This window comes from Maribacter chungangensis, from assembly GCF_042676845.1.
GTDB lineage: Bacteria > Bacteroidota > Bacteroidia > Flavobacteriales > Flavobacteriaceae > Maribacter > Maribacter chungangensis.
The window spans coordinates 219,490-241,360 of sequence record NZ_JBHTHY010000011.1; the positions used below are offsets into that span (position 1 = coordinate 219,490).

Here is a 21,871-nt window from a genome sequence, read left to right on the forward strand (position 1 = left end):
AAAGCCTATTGAAGAGACTTATATTGTGTTGATTCTATTTAAAATGTAAGTTTGTGCGATGGTTACTTTTGTTGTTTGGCATCATTTTTTCAGCATCTATTTCTTTAAACTTAATATAAAAGAAATTAAACAATCAGTATTGTGCTTAATATAAAAAGAAGCGTTAAAAACCCTACCACTGTTGTGAAGATTCCTGTTTTCTTCGATTTAATCCAACCGGATAATGCAATTACAGCAGATAACGTGAGAATTCCAATTAAAAAAGTACTCGATGCTAAGCTTGAAGCAAAAGCAAAGTCTTCAACAGTAGTTTCATATTGATACCCCTTAGTAGTCATTTTAATTATTTTTGTAAGAGCAAAAACGGTTACCAAGAAACATCCGGCAGCAACGCTTGTAAGTCTAAAAACATAAGCAGCAAACTTATTATCTGTTTTAAAGGTTAATAAATTGGCTAAAATGGCAATAGAAAAGCCACTCATTAAGGATGAAACTAGGACAAGTTGATTAGAAATGATGTTCAAATAGTCGGTATTCATTTTTTTATTTTTTATCAAATATGTATCCATTTATTTTTGCATAATCCTCTATAGGGTCTAAGCCAAGTTTTTTTCTTTTTTGATTAACATTCTTTGCATCTTTGATAGGATAAATTTTATTCTTCTTTAACTCGTTATCCCAAACAGCTTGAGTGCCATAAATTTGTTTTTGCTTTTTCCGCATTAAAATACGGTCTTCCAGAAATGCTAAATGCCAACCTTCTGATTCTCCTTTTACTACAGATTCCCTTAATAATGGAAGATATTTTTCTTGTTTTTTTAAGTCCGAATGTTGAATAGTAAGCCAAATAGCTTGGTTTGCAGAACTTCCAACTCGGCTTTTGCCAACCCAACCGTGATTGTCCAAAATTTCAAATAATTTGTTGGAACTTATACTATCTTGACTTTGAATTTGAGACCAGACGTATTTATATTCTTCAGATTCACGACCAAATTTTTCAATCACATTTGGAAGTAAAAGTCGTAAGGTTTGGTCTTCAACCTTTATACTTTCAAGCTCTTTTTTTAGGATACTATCCGTTTTATTTACTTTATTCTTAATGATATCAATTCCTTTGTTTAGGGCTTCGTCTTTAAACGTAGTGGTTTGCTTTACATAGTTTGTTGGGATATACTCTTCTCTTATTGTACCATTGATATGGTAAAGTTTAGCCGTTGAAAGCTTGTAACCATAGTTTTGATGCTTAAAACCAAAATCAAAAACTTCTCCTGCCAATCTTCGCATTTCGGTGCCGACAATTTCACCTCTTTCCATACCTTCAAAACCAATAGCTAGTCCTTCTCCCATGCTACCTGTCCAACGACCAACTAATACAACTACTGGCTTTTTATACGTTTTCCCTCTTGGAATTACATATTCCACCCAACTGCGTTTAATTTTAGGATTTTGAGTTGGATTATTATAAGATTTTTCATCAAACACATGCTTCTGATAGGGTTGGTCACCAGTAATAAACCTTCCCATAATGCCCCGTGCAATATAGGTGCCACCACCATTCACGGTATTTCTTAAATCAATGATAATCCCTTTTGTTTCAAACAAATTATCTATGGCTTTATCAAATTCTTTAACCAAGTCACCATTACCTAACGAATTATTGATTCTTATGACACCTATATCATCTATAGTTTTAAGGGAAAGTAAATGAGTATCCTCTTTTTTTAGTTTAATCGCATCGATATCCAATTCAATTATTTTATTGTTGGGCAACCTTAAAGTTAAATTTCTAGGTTCATTATAGCGGCCTGCGAGTATTTTATTGGTAATCCATTCTTTTACTTCTGGATTCTTTTTGTCGTTGCAATGGGTAGGGAAATTATTAATTACTTGCTGAAAGTCTTTTCCGTTAAATTTTAAAATTTCTGCTCTGATTATATTCTGGGTTAAATTTTCTATTTGACTTTGCCAAATATTCGTGATAATTGGCTTTTCATTTTTAATCGTTGCATAAATTGGTGCAAAAAGGCGATAGGAAGAGTTTCTGTTTGTGTGAAGCGTAAGATGGTTGTCGTAAAATTCGTCTAGCACATACTCGAAAAACAATACCGTTTCTTCTTCCGACTTAATATGTTTAATCTGATTGCTAAAATAATCTCTAATGCAGTCCAGATTTACGTCTTTGTCTTTGAGATAGATATAATGTTGTTCAATTTCCGAAAGGATTTCATCTAAATCTTCTCTTATTTCTTCTCTGTTTATTGCATCGACCTGCGAATAGCAGTTTAAAACGAAAAGGGTTGTAAAACCAAGAATAAAATATTTCATAATAAAAGGGATTTAAATTCTCTTGAATGTCATAATTGTATCTTCATTATCATTGTGATTTATATTTCCAATTTCAAATATATTATCATCAATAATTTGATAATGAAACACTTTCGGGGACATTTCGTCTGCTTCGTTACTGCTCAACTCAATCATTCCATCATCTACTAACTGAATTGAGAATGTTCTAGAAATAGGGTTTTCACCATCCGAAGTTCTCTTTTCTTGAAGTTGATTACTGTTAGCACTAAAAATTAATGTGGTTCTATTGCTTATTGGTGTTACCTCAATAAATTCTCCTGTTAAAATTCCGTTTAAGATTGTAGGCTCTGAATCGGAATTAGAACACGATAACATTCCACAAACGGCTAATAGTACTATAAATGCTTTTTTCATTTTTTTAATTTCACTTGTTACGAATGGTCTAGTATAAGGATATGAATGGATTTTCTCTCACAAAATCTTGGGTTTACACAAACTTTTATTTTATATTTATACTTTAGCTTTATTACTTGTTATTTTTTTGTGAAAAGGTTAATTGTATAATCCAAAAGTTCCGTTCCGCCACTTTCTCCGTGCCCCGGAATTACTATTTCTACATCGGGCAATTCCTTTTTAATTTTAGAAACAGTTATTGGCCATTCTTCAGTATTTGCATCGGCAAGATTTCCTTTAGGTGCGTTCAAACTTTTTATTAAACAACCTCCAAACAAAGTCTTTTCATTTGAGATAAATCCAATAATATTGTCTTCTGTATGTCCTTGCCCAAAATACTTTGCAAGTACTACTTCATTATTGATTTGAAATTCATACTGGTTTTCAAAACCGTTTTGCGGTAAAGTTTCTACATTATCCTCTTTGGCTAGTTGCATGGTTCGGTTTGTTGCAAAAGACTTCACACCGTTAGAGTGAAACTCACTTAAGCCTCCTAAACAATCAACATGAAAGTGAGTGACAACCACTGCTTTGATATTTTTCTCTCCAATCCAATTAATTATTTCAGAAGAAGCTTTGTCATTTGTCGGTGTATCAAAAATAATCACCTCATTGCCATTTATGTAAATCATTCCATTACAAGGGTATTTTCCATAACCTTTAGTATCTAAATAGGAAATATGCCTAAAAACATTCTCATTAATACGTTCAATTTTTAATGTTTCTGATTCATAATTTTTATATATCTGTTGATTCGGCTTACATCCGATTAAAATGAACATGAATACTAGTATTTGAAGTAGGGCTTTCATTAATGCTTTCGTTAATTTTTTCGGGTTTTATAAAATAAATTCCATGCATCGGAATTTGATATGATAATATCTGGAAACCCATTATTATCTATATCTCCAATTTCAATGTTGTACGTATCATCTTTTAGGTCTTCTCGTAATCCTATTTCTTTAAAATTTCCAGTTTTATTCCCCAAATGCACATAATTTCTTTCTTCAAAATTGCCCTCAATAATATCTAAATACCCATCATTGTTTAAATCAGCGACCTGTATAGTAGAAGTTTCACGGTTTGATTTAAATGAAAACTGTTTTTTAAAATTCATTTTCTTATTGCCATAGAATATTTTGTTTTCAGAATTTAGATTACCACAAGCAATATCTAAATAACCGTCGTTATTGATGTCACCTATTGCAATTGAACGCGTTTCGTCTTCGGCCTTTCCAAATTCAATTACTTTAAAAAAACCTTGATGTCCATCATTGATGTAAATTTTATTTGGGCTTTTTCTTTCAGCTGTAATTAAATCTAAAAAGCCATCATTATTCATATCAACAACTTTTGTTTGTATGGTGAGGTCTGAATTATTTCCGAAATGAATCGTTGATGTAAAGCTCCCTAAACCGTCATTCAATAATATTTCGTTTTGAGCTTTTCGGTTAGATAATATGATGTCAATATCTCCATCATTGTCGATATCGGCAATCTCTAAATTTCTAGAAGGGGATTGTGAACCAATTGGTTTTCCGTTTGAGAATGTATTTTCAGCATTTCCAAAATGGATTCTATCATCTATTCGACTATCGTTTGCTACAGCAATATCCATATACCCGTCATTATTAAAATCAGCACTTTGTAATTTATAGGAAGCATCTAAATAATTTCCAATAGGTTGAGCTAATTTAAAGCCTCCAAAACCATCATTATAGTACAGGTAATTTTGTTCTGCCCAATGTCTTCCATTTGCAACAAGAGCATCCAAATCTCCATCTTTATCTATATCAACAAGTGTTATGGATGCAGTTCGGTTTCTCTGCGTTCCAATGGAGTAAAATCCATCTGCATTGAAAAAAGTTACTTCTTGGGCAATTCCTTGGGTGGTTACGGTCAATAGAACAATAAATAATATTTGTATTATTTGTATTCTCATTTTTCTCACTGTTATTGGCAAAATCATTAATATGCACTTAACTTGTTTGGTCTTTTATAGTAAGTCTATCCAGAGCATTGAGTTTTTGAGGAACTACCTTTTTCATTTTTTAATTTTAGGTTAATTTTATTTATGTATTCTTTAGCGTTATCGTTACTCGGGTTTAATTCCAGTGATTTCTTGTAATTAACAAGTGCCTTTTCATAATCATTATCCAAAAAATAAGCCTCACCTAAACTGTCATATAAATTGGCATTATTGGGGTCGTTTTCTATGGCAAATTGAAATATCTCAATCGCTTTTTTTAACTTATTCTCGTTAATTAATTCATAACCAATCCTATTCAATGTCCAAGATAAATTGGTGTTGAAGTATGCTTCCTTCTTATTTTTAAGCGTATTAAATTTTGCTAATCCTATGGCTTTATTCCGAATAAAGTCTGGTTTGGTTAAAGCATATAAATTGATTTTAGGATACTTTATTAGGTCGGGTTCAATATCTCTAAAAAACAAGGTTGTCCAGTCTTTGTATGCCTCATCTCCTGTATTATTTACAATTACAACTATTCCATAGTCAGAATCTGGGCAAATCAAGACACCACTTTGCACGCCATTAGAAGTTCCTGTTTTAGAATAATAATAACCTTCTTCCTCGGCATAACCTATGTTTTGCCATAAGTAGCCTATATTCTCATCATCTTCCTCATCTACAAACAAAGAGCGTGAGGCTTCCCTAACCCAAGCTTCGTCTTTATGTTCAAGTAAATATTTCATATAAATGGCTAAATCTGGTAAAGTTGATATTGCGCCACCTGCTGCACCATACAAGGGACTTACGTTTATAGTGGCTAAGTTTCCGTCCCGATAGCTATTGACTAAGTTTTTTGATTTTTTATTGTGACCTTGCATATAGGTATGATGCATGCCTATGTCATCAAGAAAAACATCCAACTGATTAATATAGGAAGTTTTGTTCACTTTTTCTAGGATGTATGCCAAAAGCTCAGGCCCCACAGAGTTATAGTTGTACACCGTTCCTGGTGTATGGCTAATTTTTACGGATTTGAGTTCATCAAATAAATCTTGAATGGTATAACGAACCTCATTACTGTTGAAAGCACCACGATTAATTTTGTTACTAATGGCTTTTAATCCATTTTCATCCCCTTCATCAAAACCGATACTATGCGTTAACAGATTCTTAATCGTTACTGCTTGACCTTGGTATTCTAAATTTGAATAATCTCCATCCAAATACTTTCGAATATCGTCGTCTAAATGCAACTTACCATCCAAAACGGCTTTTGCAACCAAAGCGCCTGTAAATGTTTTGGTAATTGACGCTATTTCATATTCAGAATTATCTGAAGGTTTATTGTCAGCACCTTTATCAATTTCTCCATAATAATTTTGATAACCTAATCCATCTTTATAAACTGCTAAAGCTATTGAGTTAATATTGCCATTTTTGAGAGTAGCCTCAGCATACTGGTCGATAAGCTTTGCCAATTGTTTGAACGTTTTTTCTTTAAATTTTGCTCTATACTCTTTAACCAACTGAAGTTTTTCAATGGCGTTATCGTTTTTCGGGTTCAATTCTAAAGATTTCGCGTAATTTAAAACAGACTGCTCCCAATCATCATTCTCTAGATAAGCTTCGCCCAAGCTGTCATATAAATCAGAATCATTGGGCATCAGAGAAGTTCCATATTTAAAAATTTTAATGGCCGCTTCTGGGTTTTTCTTTTGATTTAACCATTCGTAACCTAATAAGTTAATAGTTTCGTTAAACTCCATTTTTAATAATTCTTTCTCCGAATACATATCTGGATTCATTTGTTCCTGAAGAAACAGAATAGGATTTTCACTATCATTATATTGGTCATAAAATTTACGTGCGATTGATGTTTTAGGAAATAAATCGACCATCATTATTTTTTGATTTCCTTTTAGCAATTCTTGTTTTAAATCAATTTCGCTAAACTGGGTAAAATCATGATATAAATACACCCGAATTTTTAAGGTTGATAAGTCATATACAGTAGTGAATTGAGTTGAAAATAAATCCTTAGCTATTTGCGTGTAGTTTTCCATGACACTACTGCAATAATTTATAGAGGCATTTGCGTCGGTTTTTTTCAAAAATTCTTGACCTGTATTGAACCATGGAAGTGTTACTTCTTCTAAAGAATCTATTTGCGAATAATAGAAATTTGAAAATGATTTTTCAGGCTCTTCACCAATAACTAACTCATCGCCTTCAACAATTAAGTAGGTGCCGGATTTATCTACAAACACAAGCATACTACTTGAAAGAGAACTTAAGTCAACGGTTTTTAAATAGGCCATCACTTCTTCCACAGAAGTCATGGTTTGCATAATATTCTTAATTGCCCTGCCAATATATAATTGTGTTTTCCCCTCCGTATTTAAAACAGGAAGCTCAGGTTCTGCAAAACCATCAAACACTAAACCGGCTTCGTTTATAGCACCTTGAGCAAAATTATTTGTAAGCCCCATATACATGACACCAAATTTTTTATCTCCAGATACTTCAAACCAAAACTGATTATTAGGACTAAGAAAATCTTCATTATTACCAACAATGGTTTTTCCGTCTTTAGTTATTTTATACATGGTACAAGGAAGAACTTGCTGTAGGTTGAAAGTGGTAAGGATTAGTACTAATAAAAGTTTATTCTTCATATTATTTTTATCCGTTTTTATATGCTTCTGTAATTTTAAGGTATACATTACTTTTTCGACCTGATATTTTTAGCTATGCCGTTTTGTTTATAATTTTACTAATTTAATGAATTAGTGTTCTAAGTAGTTTCACTGTATTTACAAAAGCTTTCGGTAAATTCTCTATTAATACTGTTTTGTGTCCTTCCACTTAAAAGCATTCCTTAGAATAAATAATAACATTATAATTTCGATACCAGCACAGACTAAGTAATGAGGCATTAAACTTCCACCTCCGACTACATAAACGATGGTAAGAATAGCTGCACCAATGTTCATATACCGGTTTGTTTTATAGGGTAATACTCTAGAGAAGTATATCATAAGAATAGGAATATTCGTTAAGACTGCTGCAATTGCCATAGTGCTCGTTATTTCACCTAAAATAGCACCAAGTGTTTTCTTATTAACAAGTTCTACCATAATCGATAGAATATCTGCAAAAATGAGATTGAGCATGACCACAATCCATAACGTTGATAATTTTGTTTTGATGTCCATATTTGTCAATTGAAGTTTATTAAAAATTAAACCCGAAATGAAGCCCTGGTTCTCCAAAGAAAAATTTTGAATGCTTATCGTCTTGTTGTTTAAAAGATTCAGGCATTTTTGTATGATAAGGTCTGTGTGTAATGGCAATAGATGGTTCTATAAAAAAACTTCCTTTAAAAATTTTAATATGATATCCGAGCCGATACGTGTTGAAAATTTGAAACCCATTGTCAATTTTTTGGTTATTCTCGTCTATAAAAGACTGCCAAGCACTCATTACATGCACTGCTGTATATAAACCTTTCCACCAGAAATGTTGATACGCGAGTGCGAACCCATATTCTCTAATAAAGCCCGGGAATTCTGTCTCAGGAGCTTCTTTTAATGGCCCGTAAGGAATACCAATTGGCCAAGCGTATTTCCAGGTTTTGAGCTCAAGGGATATCACATCCTTATGGGTCAGGCGATACCCTAAGTTTAATTGTACAAAATCAGGTTTATTCTTGGGGAGAAAATTACCCAACATGGCGAAAGTACTTCCAACAAAGCACTCTTTAAAACCGGTATCTGATTTGTTGTACTGAGAATGAACTTGAGGTATACTTGATAAGATTATTAATAAAAGAAGAGTACTTATATTCTTTTGCATGGCCGCTAGAGTTAAGATTTATTAGCGTGACAAAAGTATATTGGGTGTAGCTCAAAACTTGTTCACTTAAGTTAAGAAGTGGGACTTAGCTCTTGTTTTTTTCTAAAATTCTTGCTCTCAATCTACTCAAAGATTGCGGTTTTATACCTAAATAGCTTGCCAACTGATATTGGGGGATACGTTGAATCAAATCTGGACGGTTCTGTAATAAATTTAAATAGCGTTGTTCTGGGGAAGATGTTTTAAATTGGTCAAAATCAATCTGTTTCTTTGCTAATAATTCTTCAGATAATATTCGACAAAGCGTCTCGAATTTTGGAAATTTGGTAAACATTTCAACTTCCATTTCCGGATTTGCGACCGTTACCAACGAATCTTCCACACAAACGATATTGTATTTAGAAGGAGTATTGTTGATTACCGAATGAGGAGTAATACCTTCCATTTCAGTATAGAATGCTGTTGTTTTTTCTTCACCATCAATTAAATAATAGGTGCGAAGGCAACCCTTTAAAACAAAATAACCATCTTTAGAATTTTCACCTTCCCTTAACAATATGGTGCCTTTTTTGAACGAGCGAAAAACGTCAAGAGAAACAATCGCGTTCTTCTCATTTTCTGTAAGGGATACGTATTTTGAAATAAAATCAAATAGTATATCGTGCATTACGAAGCGGTTTTCAATTGATGGGTATTAATATTTTGGGCCTCTTTTACAGACAAAGTTACTAGATAAATATCAGTTGCTAAAGAATCCATATCAAGAATTATCTTGATTAAACTAAGATGGATAACTGACTATTTGAAAGAGATGATTTTAGCGGTTTATAAAATGACTCGCTTATGTGGCTTTTTATCTGATGTAGATACGAATTGTTTTCAAAGTGTTACTAATGATATCATTTTTTATTTTGGTTAATTAACTTTTAAAGGGATATTTTCAAAGTGTATGTTCTTAGCGCATTCAGCACATTCCCCTACATTTCGCGAAAAGCTTCATTTCGGAAAAAGAGCTTCACTACCTTAGGTCTTGAACAAGATGCCAAAACTTTATATTTCCACTTTTCTTCTCCAGCCGAAAAAGGCAGGAACGTTTCGTTTCTAATAGAAAATTTTGACATCATGTTCGCTTCAAAGAAAAATGGCATTTGCATATTGCTCCACGCCCTGTGATTTCATATTTCACAAGAGGGATTTAGACCTACTCCCGCACCTCCACCAATACCTTTTTTTGATAGCAAAATAACAACATTCAAACTTGGACAACTGCATAACCGGGCTCACTTCGACTGCGCTTAGCGCAGGCTACGCTCGCACCTTTTATAAGTCTTTCCAAGCCTGAATATTGAAAGAGACCAAGCAACAAAAAAGGTAACAGCGAAGGCGCTATGGGAAGTAAATCTAAAACGAATCTTATGAAATCTTACAAAATCATCAAAAAGGACGCAGAACAAAAGTTAAAAAAACAACAAAAAGAAAACGCTCTAGATATAAAAAGTAAATCACTCAAAAAATACACACATACTGTCTGAATAGTTCGCATAGCATTTTTATTAATCTATAAATCTTTTATTATGAGTACGTTAAAAAACAAAGTACAGTTAATCGGAAACGTGGGAAATGCTCCCGAAGTCAAAGCCTTGGATGGTGGTAAAAAAGTAGCGAATTTTTCTATGGCTACAAATGAGTTCTACAAAAACTCCAAAGGAGAAAAAGAACAAAACACCGAATGGCATAATATTGTGGCGTGGGGTAAACTTGCGGAAATTGTAGAGCAATTCGTAGGAAAGGGAAAAGAAGTTGCTATTGAGGGCAAATTAGCTTCTAGAAGTTACGAAACTAAAGAAGGAGAAAAAAGATATGTTACCGAAGTGGTGGCTAGCGAAATTCTTCTACTAGGAATTAAAGGCGAGTAACAAAAATAAAGAGGGCGTTCCTGTCGAAAGATGCGCCCTCTTTTGCATTAATAATCCTTAAAAGAATACTACAATGAAAGCACAAGTTAATGAAATTAAAGAAAATTTAAAGGGGTTTAGTGGAACGGATTATTTTTATCCAATTCCTCTTTTAAAAACTAGATTTACTGATGGAATGCTATATCTAGCAGATGCAGCACAATGTTTTTGGCTTATTACAGATACTTCGGTAATTGCAAAAAGTTTGATGAATCGCAGCGAATTTGTAACCATCGATTTTAAAAGATTATCGAAAGAGAAACAGGATTTTACAGGGTATGAAGCGGAAATAGTTTATTCCGATGGAAATGATAATCTTTTGGAAAAACATGGTTATCATGTAACAGATTTCCCATTGGATGAACTAAGATTATTTTTTGTAAATGACACCTTAATGCTGCCCAATGAATATTAATATAGATATTCCGTTTCGTTTAAATTTCAATCATTTGGATAGCGAAACACAGGAAAAACTGATGGAGCAATCTAGGCAGGAAGTAGAAAGAAAATCGGGCAGGGATATTAAAGCTTATGCCAACGAAAACTACCTCGACTATGAAACAATTTTAGAAGAGGAGGCAATTAAAAATTTGTATAATTACAAGTTCAAATTCACTATTTGATTTGAACTATTTTGATGAAGGAGCCTCTGAAAATCTCGGAGGTTTTTTTATATCTGCTATTCAAGAATCTGCAAGGGATTATAGTATTCGTTAAGGATACTTCTAAAATTGAGTATCTACAATCTTAAAAAATACTATTTGTTTTTCTTAGCCTCAAAACACCATTACATTCAAATGGAATGGTACGAAAATTTTCCGCGCGCGGAAAAAAGGAGTAGCAAGAGGGTAACACGCGTCGCGATGTTAGGACTCCTTTTTTATTTGCAAATCATTGATTTATAAGTGTTTGTGCTAAGATGGGATTTGTATGCTTTGGTGAACGAGCAAATTTTTCACTGAAAAACGCTGGCAGCCGAATAAAATCAACAAATTTTTCACGAAAAAATGGATAAAGGATATGAAAACGAGCGGTTTGAGAGTCTTAGCATTAAGACTACCACCGCTAATAAGTTTAGGAAGTATTGCAGGAAAATTTCCAAATCGCAATCGATGACCTTGCTTATGATGATAGAGTTTTTTGAAGACAATAAGATTTCTCCAATGGAATCGATGGGAACCAATATGGAAACTTTGGAGCGCTTAATAAAGAAGAGAATCAATGGAGTAATTGCTATTATGAAGGATATAGAAAAGAACCAGACCAAGCCAACCGTTACTATGATGCAATCGCTTTTTAAAGAAGCAGAACCGAAACGAAAAACACTCATACTAGAAAAGAAGGATTTCAAAAAAAATGAAAAACCACACTTCCATGAAGAACGAAAAGATGCTAACGAACATTAAAATCTAAGCTAATGTATATTTCAATTACGGCTCAAAAGCTAGGCGAAACATATACCCAAAGCTCTGCTGGATTTGTGGATTATCTGGAAAAGGAAAACCAAGGATTAGAACAGTCGGAAATGGAGCATTTTTTTAATCAAGATAGCGATGAAATAAGTGCTGCAGAAGTGGTTAAAGAAATAGATGGAAACACAGCTAAACTCAAAAAGAAAGAGCCGAAATTTTATTCTATAACCATAAACCCGAGTAAACGAGAACTACAACACCTGAAGAATAGTAGCGAAGATTTAAAACGCTACACTCGGGCGGTGATGCAAGATTATGTATCCTCCTTCAATCGACAAATCAATAGTAGGCCTATTACGGTTGATGATATTAAATACTATGCAAAAATAGAACACCAGCGAACCTTTAAGGGGAGTGATAAGCAAGTACAAGAAAACCAACCGTATGCGTCAAAAATTCTTCAACATAAACATGAGATTCGAAAAATAGAAAGGGAAGGGGCTGAAGGGAATGTTACCAAACTTCAACAGCAGATTAACCACCTAGAAAAGACAGCCCCTCATCAAATCAACGGAAAGCGTATTGTTCAGGGAATGAAAAAAGAAGGTAATCAAAGCCACATTCATATAATTATGAGCAGGAAGGACAAATCAAATTCTTACAGTCTATCGCCTGGCAGTAAATACAAATCATCTGAAACGGTTTTGAACGGTAAAAAGGTAAGACGAGGTTTTGATCGAGATGCTTTTTTCGAGAAAGCGGAAAAGCGGTTTGACAAAACCTTCGGGTACAAGAGAAATTATGCGGAATCCTATCAATCTAAAAAAGATTTTATTAAAAACCCCAAACGTTATTTCTCTGCCCTTCTTGGTCTTCCAACAAATGAAAGGGCAGTTGCTTTTAAAATTTTGGCGAAGTCGGGTGTACCCATAGCTAATATTCCTACCACACAAGTTCAACTGGCTTTGAAGGTAGTTCGGAGATTAAAGAAAGGGATAGACATTGCCGTAAAATCAAGTTCAATAGGTATTTAAAATATGGAAGCACACAATTTAGTTCTTTATGGTTGGATTTTTGTTGGAATGGGTTTGGTCCTTTTTAGTCTTTACCGAATAACGAGATATGCTTTCCTACTTTCAAGCCTATTGATTTTAGTCTGTCTTGCCCTGCTATGGGATGCAAATTTCATATACTATGCAAAAACGCTTTTGATATTAGGCTGTCCGCTCTTCTTAACCAATTTAGTATGTTATGTTTTTTTAAATAGGGATACCAGAAACTCTAAAAATATCTATCAGGTAAATCTAGAGGTAAAGGGAAGAAATCTTCAAATTGAAAACATTAAGCGAGGAGCTTCAGTTATTGGCTCGGCAGGTAGTGGAAAAACTGAAAGCGTTGTGTTTAATTTTCTAAAACACTTTAGAAAACATTCTTTTAGCGGCGTCATTCATGATTATAAGGATTTTGAAATCACAGAAATGGCCTATCCACTTTTCGAAGATAGCGACATAGATTTCCATATTATTTCCTTTGACGAGATATTTGAACGTGTGAATCCCATTCATCCCAAATACTTGCCCAATGAGGAAAGCGTAAATGAGATTACTAGGGTTTTAATGGAGAACCTTATGGAGCAAAAAGAGTCTTCAATTACGGGCGCATCAAAATTCTTTAATGATGCAGCAGAAGGACTTTTTGCAGGAATGATTTGGAAACAGCGAACTTCCTACCCAAAATACTGCACCCTGCCGCACATCATTGCTATTTACCATTTTTTAGATACGGATAGTCTTATTGCCTATTTAAGCTCGAACAACACCTCTAGGGCAATGGCAAATGCTTTTATTAATGGAAAGGATTCGGACCGACAAACTGCGGGAGTAAAAAGTACATTAGCAAATGCCTTAAAGAAAATAAGCACACAGCAAATTTTTATGGCGCTATGTGCGGATGAAGTCCCTTTAAATATCAATACCCGAAAAAAGCCGACTGTTATTTCGGTGGTTAATAATCCTAAATATGAGACTGCCTATTCTCCGATAATTGCAACGATTGTCCATACGATTACCAAGCAAATGAGTGTTCGAAATTCGAAACCATCTTTTTTGATGATGGAAGAGGCACCGACCATTCGATTGTTGAATATGCATCGCATTCCGGCGACCCTACGAAGCTATGACATTGCAACTATCTACGTAATGCAGGATAAGATTCAAAATGATATGATGTATGGAGACAAAGCAAGTAGAGCTATTTTGAGTAATCTATCTTATCAATTTTTTGGCAAGGCAAATGACCCCGACACCGCAAAATATTACGAACGTTTTTTCGAAATTGTTAAAAAGGAAACTACTAGTGTAAACCGTGGACACAATCTAAACTTTGATACTCGAATTACAACGGGTGAACGTGAAATACCAAAAATAAGGGCGGATGTCTTTTTTAGATTAAAGCAAGGGGAGTTTGTAACGTTTGCGGATGGGGAAGATAGGAAGGTACAATTTAAACTTCCTAAAATTAAAAAGCGATTGCCGAAACAAACTACAAAATACAGTCAAGAAGATATGGAAGAGAACTTTAATAAGATTTATATGGAGGTGCAATCTATTTTTAAATAATACCTGAGAAAAAGTTTTACTTTAAAATCCGTTGAAAAATTAATCCACAAATAAGTGTTTTGAATTAAGATTTTTTGTATTGTTTCGTAAAACGAGGGCTATTCGTAAATGGATACCGGCATTTTGAAGAGAATTATAATACGTGAATTTATTGTGTTTTATAACGACCGTTTTATTGAACTTTAGATTGCACCCTTGTTTATTGGTTTTAAAAAGTTTAAATTGACGTACTAATTTATTAGTATGTATTTTGACGTTTATTTAAACTTTATGTTATGGTTTTTGGTTACGCTAGGGTAAGTACCGCAGAACAGAATCTGGATCTGCAATTGGATGCCTTTTTAAAAGAAGGTATTGATGAAAAGAATATTTATACCGATAAAGTATCCAGTTCCCAAGAAGAACGTAAAAGTCTAAGTAAACTTTTGGAGTATGCCCGTGAAGGCGATACTATTGTGGTGTGGAAATTAGACCGCTTGGCCAGAAGCTTGATCCATTTTACAAATTTCATAAACCAGCTCAATGAAAAAGGTGTAAAGTTCCGCAGTATTACCGAACCATTCCTAGATACTACAGACAAGTCTTCGCATTCACAATTTATAGTAAACCTTTTTGCAGCCTTGGCGCAGTTAGAGCGTGACATTATTATTGAAAGGACAAAGGCGGGTTTGGCTTCTGCAAGGGCAAGGGGTAAAATACTTGGTGCCCCTACGGGAATCAGTAAAAAGAACCAGCAAAAAGCTATAATTTGCGAACAATACTTTAAAGAGGGTAAATTAAGCGTTTCTGAAATCTGCCATCGTGTAGGTATTTCTAGGGCAACTTATTATAAGTATTTAAAGTATCGAGGGCTTAAGGGGAAATTGAGGCCTTATAAACAAAAAGATTAATTATAGATATTGTACAAAACTGGAATGACAATAAAAGAATACATAGACATAGTAAGCAAAAGACTTCAATCTGGAATATCAAGAGAACATTCTTATAGAGGAGATTTAGAAACACTAATTAGAGAATTAGTAAGCGGAATTGAAATAACAAACGAACCTGCAAATGTAACCGATTGCGGAAACCCAGATTATGTAATTACAAAAGGAAAAATCCCTGTTGGTTATATTGAGGCAAAAGATATTGGAAAAGATCTTAACAGTAAATCTTACAAAGAACAATTTGGACGTTATAAAAAAGCACTTGACAATCTAATAATTACAGATTACATCTGGTTTCAATTCTTTCAAAACGGAGAGTTAGTTCACGAAATAAAAATAGGAGAAATTGAAAACAATTCCGTTAAACCAATTCCAGAAAACTTTTCAAAATTTGAGAACTTAATAAAAGACTTTTCTACCCACATTGGTCAAACCATCAAATCGTCAAAAAAATTGGCAGAGATGATGGCTGGCAAAGCACGTTTACTTCAAGATATTCTAGAACGAGCTATTACATCTGATGAAGAAACAAAAGAAAACACCTCTCTAAGAGGACAATATGATACGTTTAAAGAAATATTAATTCACGACTTAGAACCTAAAGGCTTTGCAGATATTTATGCTCAAACTTTAGCTTACGGAATGTTTGCAGCTCGTTTACACGACCCAACTTTAGATGATTTTAGTAGACAAGAAGCAGCAGAGTTAATCCCAAAATCAAATCCATTTTTACGTAAACTTTTTGGATACATTGCAGGACCAGATATTGATGATCGTATGGTTACGGTGGTAGATAATCTCGCAGAAGTATTTAGAGCAACAAATGTGGAGCAACTCTTGCATAACTTTGGAAAAAGCACACGAACTAATGACCCTATAATACATTTCTACGAAACGTTTTTGGCAGAATACGACCCAAAATTACGTAAAGCAAGAGGTGTTTGGTACACACCAGAACCCGTTGTAAATTTTATAGTACGTGCAGTAGATGATATTTTAAAAACCGAATTTGATTTACTCCAAGGTTTAGCAGATACGAGTAAAACGACAATAAAAGTTAATACGGATGTAGCCGACAAACGTTCTACAACAGGTTATAAACAAGTAGAAAAAGAAGTACATAGAGTACAAATACTAGATCCTGCAACAGGTACAGGAACATTTTTAGCAGAAGTGGTGAAGTTTATATACAACGAGAACTTTAAAGCAATGAAAGGTGCTTGGAGTGGTTATGTAGAAGAACACTTAATACCAAGACTAAACGGTTTTGAGTTATTAATGGCTTCCTACTCTATGGCACATCTAAAATTAGATATGTTGTTAACCGAAACAGGTTACAAATCCACTAAAAATGAACGATTAAATATTTACTTAACTAATTCTTTAGAAGAACACCACAAAGACACAGGAACTTTATTTTCTAATTGGTTAAGTAGTGAAGCCAATGAAGCCAATCATATAAAACGAGATACACCTGTAATGTGTGTTATTGGTAATCCACCTTATAGTGCCGAAAGTGCTAATAAAGGCGATTGGATAATGGATTTAATGCAGGACTATAAAAAAGAACCTGGTGGAAAAGTAAAATTAAAAGAAAGAAACCCAAAGTCTATAAATGACGATTATGTCAAATTTATACGTTATAGTCAACATTACATTGAAAAAAATAAGTCAGGAATTTTAGCATTTATAAATCCTCACGGTTTTTTAGATAATCCTACTTTTAGAGGAATGCGATGGAATTTACTTAAAACCTATGATAAAATATATACTATAGACTTACACGGAAATAGTAAAAAGAAAGAAGTAAGTCCTGACGGTTCTGTAGATGAAAATGTGTTCGATATAATGCAAGGTGTAGCTGTAACGTTTTTTGTAAAAACCGAAAATAAATCAAATAGTTTGGCGGAAGTTTTTCATTATGATTTATACGGTAAAAGAGAAGATAAATACGCGTTTTTAAATAAATCAAGTCTCAAAAATATTAAATTCAAACATTTGCCAAATGTCGAACCAATGTATTTTATGGTCGAAAAGGACTTCTCAACTTTTAAAGACTATGAAAAAGGATTTTTAATATCAGATTTATTCATTAAATCTGGAATGGGTATAGCAACTGGTAATGACAAAGAATATGTATCGTTCGATAGAAAAGAATTAGAAGAAAGATTTGAACATAATAAGCTAGTAAAAACTGTCAATTATAGACTGTTTGATAAAAGATATATCTATTACAATAATGACAAAATAGAAAGAGGAAGAGAAAGTCTAATGTCACATTTATTGGACAAGAATAATTTGGGTCTCATAAGTCTTAAACGTGTTCGTAATAATTTGACGTCTAAGTTTGGTATGGTTAATCACATAGTAGATAAATCAGTCATTTCAACTTTGGATAACGGTTATGTGTTTCCTTTATATCAGTACTATAATAGCAATCAAACGGAAATTGAAGTTTCGGCCAACAGAAACCCAAATTTAAACAAGGAAATCATAGGTAACTTTTCTAAGAAGATTGATTTAACTTTTACCAAAGAAAAAGAAGAAAGAAAGAATGTTTACGCACCAATAGACGTATTAGATTACATTTATGCAGTTTTGCACTCGCCTACCTATAGAGAGAAATATGAAGAGTTTTTAATGATTGATTTTCCAAGAGTACCTTATCCAAAAGACGAAAAAACTTTTTGGGATTTAGTGAAATTAGGAAAAGAAGTACGTGAAATTCATTTGTTAGAAAGTAATAAAATTGAGGATTACATTACGAGTTATGAAATGGCAGATAATGCAGAAAACGATCATAATGTAATTACCACAAAAATTGGAAAGAAAGATTGGGAAATAATCGACACCGAAAAACAATTGGGTAGGATTTGGATTAATGAAAGCAAATATTTTGACAATATTCCGGTAACTTCTTGGCAGTTTTATATTGGTGGTTACCAGCCTGCACAAAAATGGTTAAAAGACAGAAAAGAAAGAGAATTAAAATTTGAGGATATTTTACATTATCAAAAAATTATTGTTGCGCTCTCTGAAACCGATAGATTGATGAAAGAGATTGATAAAATAGAAATAGAGTAGATATTAAGGTGAACTAGAAATTTTGATTTAAATTAAAAAATGTTAAAAAATATTATAATAAGTGATAAAATATGTATTTTTGCTTATAACAGTACACACCACGCTACCCTTAAGAACAGCGTCCCAGGGTGTGTCTTTTGCTTTATACACCTTCTTGTTTTTAGAAATTTATTAATAAACTAAATATGTTCAGCAAAAAGGCACTAACCATAAAAGAGCAAATAGAGCAACTTCAACAAAGAGGCCTACATATACCTAACAATTTACTTGCTGAAAAATATTTATCCAATATAAGTTATTACCGATTAGGTGAGTATTGGTATGTAATGCAATTAGATAAGGAACAGCATATTTTTAAACCAAATAGTAAGTTTAAGGATGTGATAGCCCTCTATAATTTTGATGCTGAATTACGCTTACTACTATTTGATGTAATAGAAAAAATTGAAATCAGTTTACGTACCAAACTAATATATCATCTTTCGCATGAAATCGACCCATGGTGGTTTCAAAATTTTGAATTATTTAATGATAGTATGGCTTTAGTTAAAACTTTATCCAATTTACAAGAGGAATTAGAGAGGTCTAAGGATATTACGATTAAAAATCATTTTAAAAATCACAAGGATGACAAACGCTTTCCTCCAGCATGGAAGGCATTGGAGCAAACTAGTTTTGGGGCGTTATCAAAATTATATGGAAATTTAAAACCAACGGTACGTTCTAAAGATATTATAGCACAGGAATTAGGGGCTGTAAACCATACGTATTTGCCGAGCTGGTTACAGTCTATTGCCCAAATAAGAAATTATTGTGCACATCATTCAAGACTCTGGAATAGGAATTTACCAGGAACGGTGAAATTATTATCGAAGCCACCTCACCTATGGATAACCGAAGAGGGAAACATTCCAAAGCAGCATGAATTCAGTAAGCTTTATGTCCATTTGTGCCTTATGAAATATTTAATAAATGTTATCCAGCCAAAAAATAATTTTACTGACCGGTTAGACAATTTATTTACCAAATATCCAAATGTTGATTCTGATGCTTTAGGAATGAAACCTGATTGGACAAAAGAACCACTATGGCAACAACAGTAATTGTAAAATGCTAAAAAGTTCTAAAAAAGCAACGAATTATATCGTTGCTTTTTATTTTACAAAAATCCCGCTAATTCTATGATAAGTCTTCTACTGGTGCCGTTGGAGCGATAGTCTTAACAGCATATATACCGTTTTCACGTGAGGACACAGTTGTATATGTCTCACTTACACCTATGGGCTCTCCGTTTAAGGCTTTTAAGACAAAATAGTATTGGCCATTAGTAGCGTTTTTCCTATCATAACGCTCATCATTTGGAGAATTGCGTTTTACCGAATCAATACCGTTCAAACACCCTTGTTTTGAAGTATATCCTTCTCCATGAAGAATAATTTCACCATTTCTGGCTTTTAGTCTATAGCGGAATTCTGTGCCAGATTTGTAAATCTGGAATTTTGGATTTGTAATTGTACTCATAGATTTGAGGATTTGTATTAATAAAATTATTTTGAACCTTTTTAAGTCATTTTCAGGACTAAATTTCAATATATAATATGCTTGGCGTTTTATAAAAATAATTCGACTATGTAAAAATTAAATATTCTTTAAAAATGACAAGGATGGGGTAAAAAAGTACTCACCGCCTTTCATGGTCACAAAACCGCCTAGGGATTTATCCTCTCTAAGAACACTTGAATCATTGCCCCATTCTTTGAAATATACTTGTCCTCCAGTATCATTTCCCTGACCAATTATCGAATCAATACCATTTGGGCTATTCACTCCACCAGGAAAGCCAGTACTATTAGCCCAAGAGCTTTGCATTAATTCGAATTGACTACCAATATTACTATTATAGGCCATAAAAAGTAAACCAACCCCACTTTCTGCATTTTTGGATAAGTTACCTCCATATGTAATACCACGTCTAGGAAATTGAACACCATCAGGTATTATCGAATTTCTTTGATTCGTTTTTCTTATATGTGACCCAAATGGGCATTTTGAACCGGTTGTTCTATCTGAAGAATAATTAAAGTCATTCATTTTACCTGCCGAAGTAGGTTGCGGTGGCGAAATAGGAATCAATGGAGTGCCATTTCGATAACGTCCTACCATCTGGGCACCGGCGTAATCAACTGAAATTTGCATTTTCTCTGCTAATTTCTGCTCAGCGAGTCTAAATGCTTTTACATTCTGGTCTAGTTTTCTGAAAATCAAATAGCTGCCAAATGAATTTGGGCCTTCACCTCCAGGGTCTTCTACTAAAGCTAGGTTCAGTCTACCTTTTGGATTCCAATTTACTATACTAATTTTTCCATCATCAATTTTATCTGTTAGCATGTGGGGTTGCGAAATACCATCAACATATCCAAAGTGTTCTATGTGGTTGCCTTCATTATTTCTTATTCCTTTGCCTATTTCAACGTAAATTGATTTAATTACTTTATTGAGCTCTTTTTTTATTGTTGAAACTCTATTGCGTAAAATTTTTGAGCTTTTATTACTTACTATCATCACCGCGTGCCAATCTTTCTGATATTCCCCTTGCCAAAAATCTATCAAGGGGTCATTAAGGTTTCTTTGTTTAGATTTCATGCCATTTCGAAAGCTGCTATCCGTTGGAGTCTTATGCTCATCAATATCAAGAAATCGATATCCATTCATTGAGAAGCTAAAGTTTATAAAAGTCCTTAATCCATTACTTTCCCCTGTCTTAAATGCATCGCTATCGGCTTTTTGTTTAGCAGATGAAGTAATCCTGGCTACCAAATAATCCTTAATGAATTTTCGAGCACTTTGGGGGTTTTTGAATTCGATAAAGATATGCGCAGCATTATCTCGAGCATGAGGGGAAAGGATATTCCCCTGTAAATCGAACGACAATCTTTTAAACTCTTCCGAATTAGAGTTAATCGATTGATTTAAGTCAATCATTATATCTTGTTTATTCATAACGATAAGTATTATGTTATTGGTAAAATAGGTTTGGGGTTATATGGCTTATTGCTTAACTTTCTTTTCGTACTCCTTTAAATTTACCTCCAGTAGTCTTTATATCCATGAACTGACCGTTGTCGCTATTTCTCTTCACATATAGCTTTGTTTTAGGATTCAGAACTTGAGAACGATTTCTAACTGCTCCTTTTCTTGCATTGTCACCAACAGGTTTATTCTTTGCCATCTTTATATTATATTTATTTGTTATATATTTGAACTGTCTCTCAAAAGAAACGTTCGT

At 33.5% G+C, this 21,871-nt stretch carries 21 protein-coding genes; 9 read left to right on the forward strand and 12 right to left on the reverse strand.

Going from position 1 to position 21,871, the window contains the following annotated elements:
• Positions 1–125: 125 nt before the first annotated feature.
• From ACFQZJ_RS13235 to ACFQZJ_RS13275, 9 genes are all read right to left on the reverse strand, one after another.
• Complete coding sequence (locus tag ACFQZJ_RS13235; protein ID WP_379935167.1) at positions 126–539, reverse strand: hypothetical protein; 414 nt, start codon at positions 537–539, stop codon at positions 126–128.
• Between the two features lie 4 nt (positions 540–543).
• Complete coding sequence (locus ACFQZJ_RS13240) at positions 544–2,325, reverse strand: DUF6624 domain-containing protein (RefSeq protein WP_379935169.1); 1,782 nt, start codon at positions 2,323–2,325, stop codon at positions 544–546.
• Between the two features lie 12 nt (positions 2,326–2,337).
• Entirely contained in the window at positions 2,338–2,721 is a 384-nt protein-coding gene (locus ACFQZJ_RS13245; RefSeq protein ID WP_379935171.1) for a hypothetical protein, read from the reverse strand.
• 119 nt (positions 2,722–2,840) lie between these two features.
• On the reverse strand, positions 2,841–3,572 hold the full coding sequence (gene bla / locus ACFQZJ_RS13250) for a subclass B1 metallo-beta-lactamase (RefSeq protein WP_379935172.1): 732 nt from the start codon (positions 3,570–3,572) through the stop codon (positions 2,841–2,843).
• 11 nt (positions 3,573–3,583) lie between these two features.
• On the reverse strand, positions 3,584–4,702 hold the full coding sequence (locus tag ACFQZJ_RS13255; RefSeq protein WP_379935173.1) for an FG-GAP repeat domain-containing protein: 1,119 nt from the start codon (positions 4,700–4,702) through the stop codon (positions 3,584–3,586).
• A 65-nt stretch (positions 4,703–4,767) separates the two neighbouring features.
• The gene (locus ACFQZJ_RS13260) at positions 4,768–7,407 is read right to left on the reverse strand and encodes a serine hydrolase (protein ID WP_379935174.1); all 2,640 of its coding nucleotides are present in this window, start codon (positions 7,405–7,407) and stop codon (positions 4,768–4,770) included.
• A gap of 165 nt (positions 7,408–7,572) precedes the next feature.
• Complete coding sequence (locus ACFQZJ_RS13265) at positions 7,573–7,947, reverse strand: DUF6326 family protein (RefSeq protein ID WP_379935175.1); 375 nt, start codon at positions 7,945–7,947, stop codon at positions 7,573–7,575.
• A gap of 19 nt (positions 7,948–7,966) precedes the next feature.
• Positions 7,967–8,587, reverse strand: coding sequence for a hypothetical protein (locus tag ACFQZJ_RS13270; protein WP_379935177.1), 621 nt, complete (start codon positions 8,585–8,587; stop codon positions 7,967–7,969).
• A gap of 85 nt (positions 8,588–8,672) precedes the next feature.
• Positions 8,673–9,254 (reverse strand): Crp/Fnr family transcriptional regulator, encoded by a 582-nt coding sequence (locus tag ACFQZJ_RS13275; protein WP_379935179.1) that lies wholly within the window; start codon positions 9,252–9,254, stop codon positions 8,673–8,675.
• Positions 9,255–10,161: 907 nt separating this feature from the next.
• Here ACFQZJ_RS13275 and ACFQZJ_RS13280 point away from each other — a divergent pair.
• The 9 genes from ACFQZJ_RS13280 to ACFQZJ_RS13320 all read left to right on the forward strand — a co-directional run bounded on the left by ACFQZJ_RS13280 (position 10,162) and on the right by ACFQZJ_RS13320 (position 19,688).
• Positions 10,162–10,503: a single-stranded DNA-binding protein gene (locus ACFQZJ_RS13280; protein ID WP_379935180.1), complete on the forward strand. Its 342-nt coding sequence runs from the start codon at positions 10,162–10,164 to the stop codon at positions 10,501–10,503.
• Between the two features lie 73 nt (positions 10,504–10,576).
• Positions 10,577–10,957, forward strand: coding sequence for a DUF6876 family protein (locus ACFQZJ_RS13285; RefSeq protein ID WP_379935182.1), 381 nt, complete (start codon positions 10,577–10,579; stop codon positions 10,955–10,957).
• Complete coding sequence (locus tag ACFQZJ_RS13290; protein WP_379935183.1) at positions 10,947–11,165, forward strand: hypothetical protein; 219 nt, start codon at positions 10,947–10,949, stop codon at positions 11,163–11,165. Before ACFQZJ_RS13285 ends, ACFQZJ_RS13290 begins: the two co-directional genes overlap by 11 nt.
• Positions 11,166–11,549: 384 nt before the next feature.
• On the forward strand, positions 11,550–11,948 hold the full coding sequence (locus ACFQZJ_RS13295; protein WP_379935185.1) for a BfmA/BtgA family mobilization protein: 399 nt from the start codon (positions 11,550–11,552) through the stop codon (positions 11,946–11,948).
• An 11-nt stretch (positions 11,949–11,959) separates the two neighbouring features.
• A complete protein-coding gene (gene mobB, locus ACFQZJ_RS13300; protein ID WP_379935186.1) occupies positions 11,960–12,988 on the forward strand; it encodes a MobB family relaxase in 1,029 nt (342 codons plus the stop codon).
• Between the two features lie 3 nt (positions 12,989–12,991).
• Positions 12,992–14,572 (forward strand): type IV secretory system conjugative DNA transfer family protein, encoded by a 1,581-nt coding sequence (locus ACFQZJ_RS13305; RefSeq protein ID WP_379935188.1) that lies wholly within the window; start codon positions 12,992–12,994, stop codon positions 14,570–14,572.
• Between the two features lie 275 nt (positions 14,573–14,847).
• On the forward strand, positions 14,848–15,462 hold the full coding sequence (locus ACFQZJ_RS13310) for a recombinase family protein (protein ID WP_291960109.1): 615 nt from the start codon (positions 14,848–14,850) through the stop codon (positions 15,460–15,462).
• Positions 15,463–15,486: 24 nt separating this feature from the next.
• Positions 15,487–18,585 carry a type ISP restriction/modification enzyme gene (locus tag ACFQZJ_RS13315; RefSeq protein WP_379935190.1) on the forward strand — a complete coding sequence of 1,033 codons (3,099 nt, stop codon included), beginning with the start codon at positions 15,487–15,489 and terminating at the stop codon, positions 18,583–18,585.
• A 185-nt stretch (positions 18,586–18,770) separates the two neighbouring features.
• A complete protein-coding gene (locus tag ACFQZJ_RS13320) occupies positions 18,771–19,688 on the forward strand; it encodes an Abi family protein (RefSeq protein ID WP_379935192.1) in 918 nt (305 codons plus the stop codon).
• Positions 19,689–19,764: 76 nt separating this feature from the next.
• Here ACFQZJ_RS13320 and ACFQZJ_RS13325 read toward each other — a convergent pair whose 3' ends face one another.
• The 3 genes from ACFQZJ_RS13325 to ACFQZJ_RS13335 all read right to left on the reverse strand — a co-directional run bounded on the left by ACFQZJ_RS13325 (position 19,765) and on the right by ACFQZJ_RS13335 (position 21,814).
• The gene (locus ACFQZJ_RS13325; RefSeq protein WP_291960104.1) at positions 19,765–20,106 is read right to left on the reverse strand and encodes a YegP family protein; all 342 of its coding nucleotides are present in this window, start codon (positions 20,104–20,106) and stop codon (positions 19,765–19,767) included.
• A gap of 117 nt (positions 20,107–20,223) precedes the next feature.
• Positions 20,224–21,585 (reverse strand): Dyp-type peroxidase, encoded by a 1,362-nt coding sequence (locus tag ACFQZJ_RS13330; RefSeq protein ID WP_379935194.1) that lies wholly within the window; start codon positions 21,583–21,585, stop codon positions 20,224–20,226.
• Positions 21,586–21,640: 55 nt separating this feature from the next.
• Positions 21,641–21,814: a hypothetical protein gene (locus ACFQZJ_RS13335; protein WP_379935196.1), complete on the reverse strand. Its 174-nt coding sequence runs from the start codon at positions 21,812–21,814 to the stop codon at positions 21,641–21,643.
• Between the last annotated feature and the right edge of the window lie 57 nt (positions 21,815–21,871).

Excerpts from the sequence above, each read along its gene's own strand:
- ACFQZJ_RS13275 (WP_379935179.1), bottom strand. The coding sequence starts at position 9,254 with ATGCACGATATACTATTTGATTTTATTTCAAAATACGTATCCCTTACA.
- bla (WP_379935172.1), bottom strand. The coding sequence starts at position 3,572 with ATGAAAGCCCTACTTCAAATACTAGTATTCATGTTCATTTTAATCGGA.
- ACFQZJ_RS13335 (WP_379935196.1), bottom strand. The coding sequence starts at position 21,814 with ATGGCAAAGAATAAACCTGTTGGTGACAATGCAAGAAAAGGAGCAGTT.
- ACFQZJ_RS13270 (WP_379935177.1), bottom strand. The coding sequence starts at position 8,587 with ATGCAAAAGAATATAAGTACTCTTCTTTTATTAATAATCTTATCAAGT.
- ACFQZJ_RS13305 (WP_379935188.1), top strand. The coding sequence starts at position 12,992 with ATGGAAGCACACAATTTAGTTCTTTATGGTTGGATTTTTGTTGGAATG.
- ACFQZJ_RS13265 (WP_379935175.1), bottom strand. The coding sequence starts at position 7,947 with ATGGACATCAAAACAAAATTATCAACGTTATGGATTGTGGTCATGCTC.
- ACFQZJ_RS13255 (WP_379935173.1), bottom strand. The coding sequence starts at position 4,702 with ATGAGAATACAAATAATACAAATATTATTTATTGTTCTATTGACCGTA.
- ACFQZJ_RS13325 (WP_291960104.1), bottom strand. The coding sequence starts at position 20,106 with ATGAGTACAATTACAAATCCAAAATTCCAGATTTACAAATCTGGCACA.
- ACFQZJ_RS13320 (WP_379935192.1), top strand. The coding sequence starts at position 18,771 with ATGTTCAGCAAAAAGGCACTAACCATAAAAGAGCAAATAGAGCAACTT.
- ACFQZJ_RS13315 (WP_379935190.1), top strand. The coding sequence starts at position 15,487 with ATGACAATAAAAGAATACATAGACATAGTAAGCAAAAGACTTCAATCT.
- ACFQZJ_RS13235 (WP_379935167.1), bottom strand. The coding sequence starts at position 539 with ATGAATACCGACTATTTGAACATCATTTCTAATCAACTTGTCCTAGTT.
- ACFQZJ_RS13295 (WP_379935185.1), top strand. The coding sequence starts at position 11,550 with ATGGATAAAGGATATGAAAACGAGCGGTTTGAGAGTCTTAGCATTAAG.
- ACFQZJ_RS13310 (WP_291960109.1), top strand. The coding sequence starts at position 14,848 with ATGGTTTTTGGTTACGCTAGGGTAAGTACCGCAGAACAGAATCTGGAT.
- ACFQZJ_RS13245 (WP_379935171.1), bottom strand. The coding sequence starts at position 2,721 with ATGAAAAAAGCATTTATAGTACTATTAGCCGTTTGTGGAATGTTATCG.
- ACFQZJ_RS13290 (WP_379935183.1), top strand. The coding sequence starts at position 10,947 with ATGAATATTAATATAGATATTCCGTTTCGTTTAAATTTCAATCATTTG.
- ACFQZJ_RS13260 (WP_379935174.1), bottom strand. The coding sequence starts at position 7,407 with ATGAAGAATAAACTTTTATTAGTACTAATCCTTACCACTTTCAACCTA.
- ACFQZJ_RS13330 (WP_379935194.1), bottom strand. The coding sequence starts at position 21,585 with ATGAATAAACAAGATATAATGATTGACTTAAATCAATCGATTAACTCT.
- mobB (WP_379935186.1), top strand. The coding sequence starts at position 11,960 with ATGTATATTTCAATTACGGCTCAAAAGCTAGGCGAAACATATACCCAA.
- ACFQZJ_RS13240 (WP_379935169.1), bottom strand. The coding sequence starts at position 2,325 with ATGAAATATTTTATTCTTGGTTTTACAACCCTTTTCGTTTTAAACTGC.
- ACFQZJ_RS13285 (WP_379935182.1), top strand. The coding sequence starts at position 10,577 with ATGAAAGCACAAGTTAATGAAATTAAAGAAAATTTAAAGGGGTTTAGT.
- ACFQZJ_RS13280 (WP_379935180.1), top strand. The coding sequence starts at position 10,162 with ATGAGTACGTTAAAAAACAAAGTACAGTTAATCGGAAACGTGGGAAAT.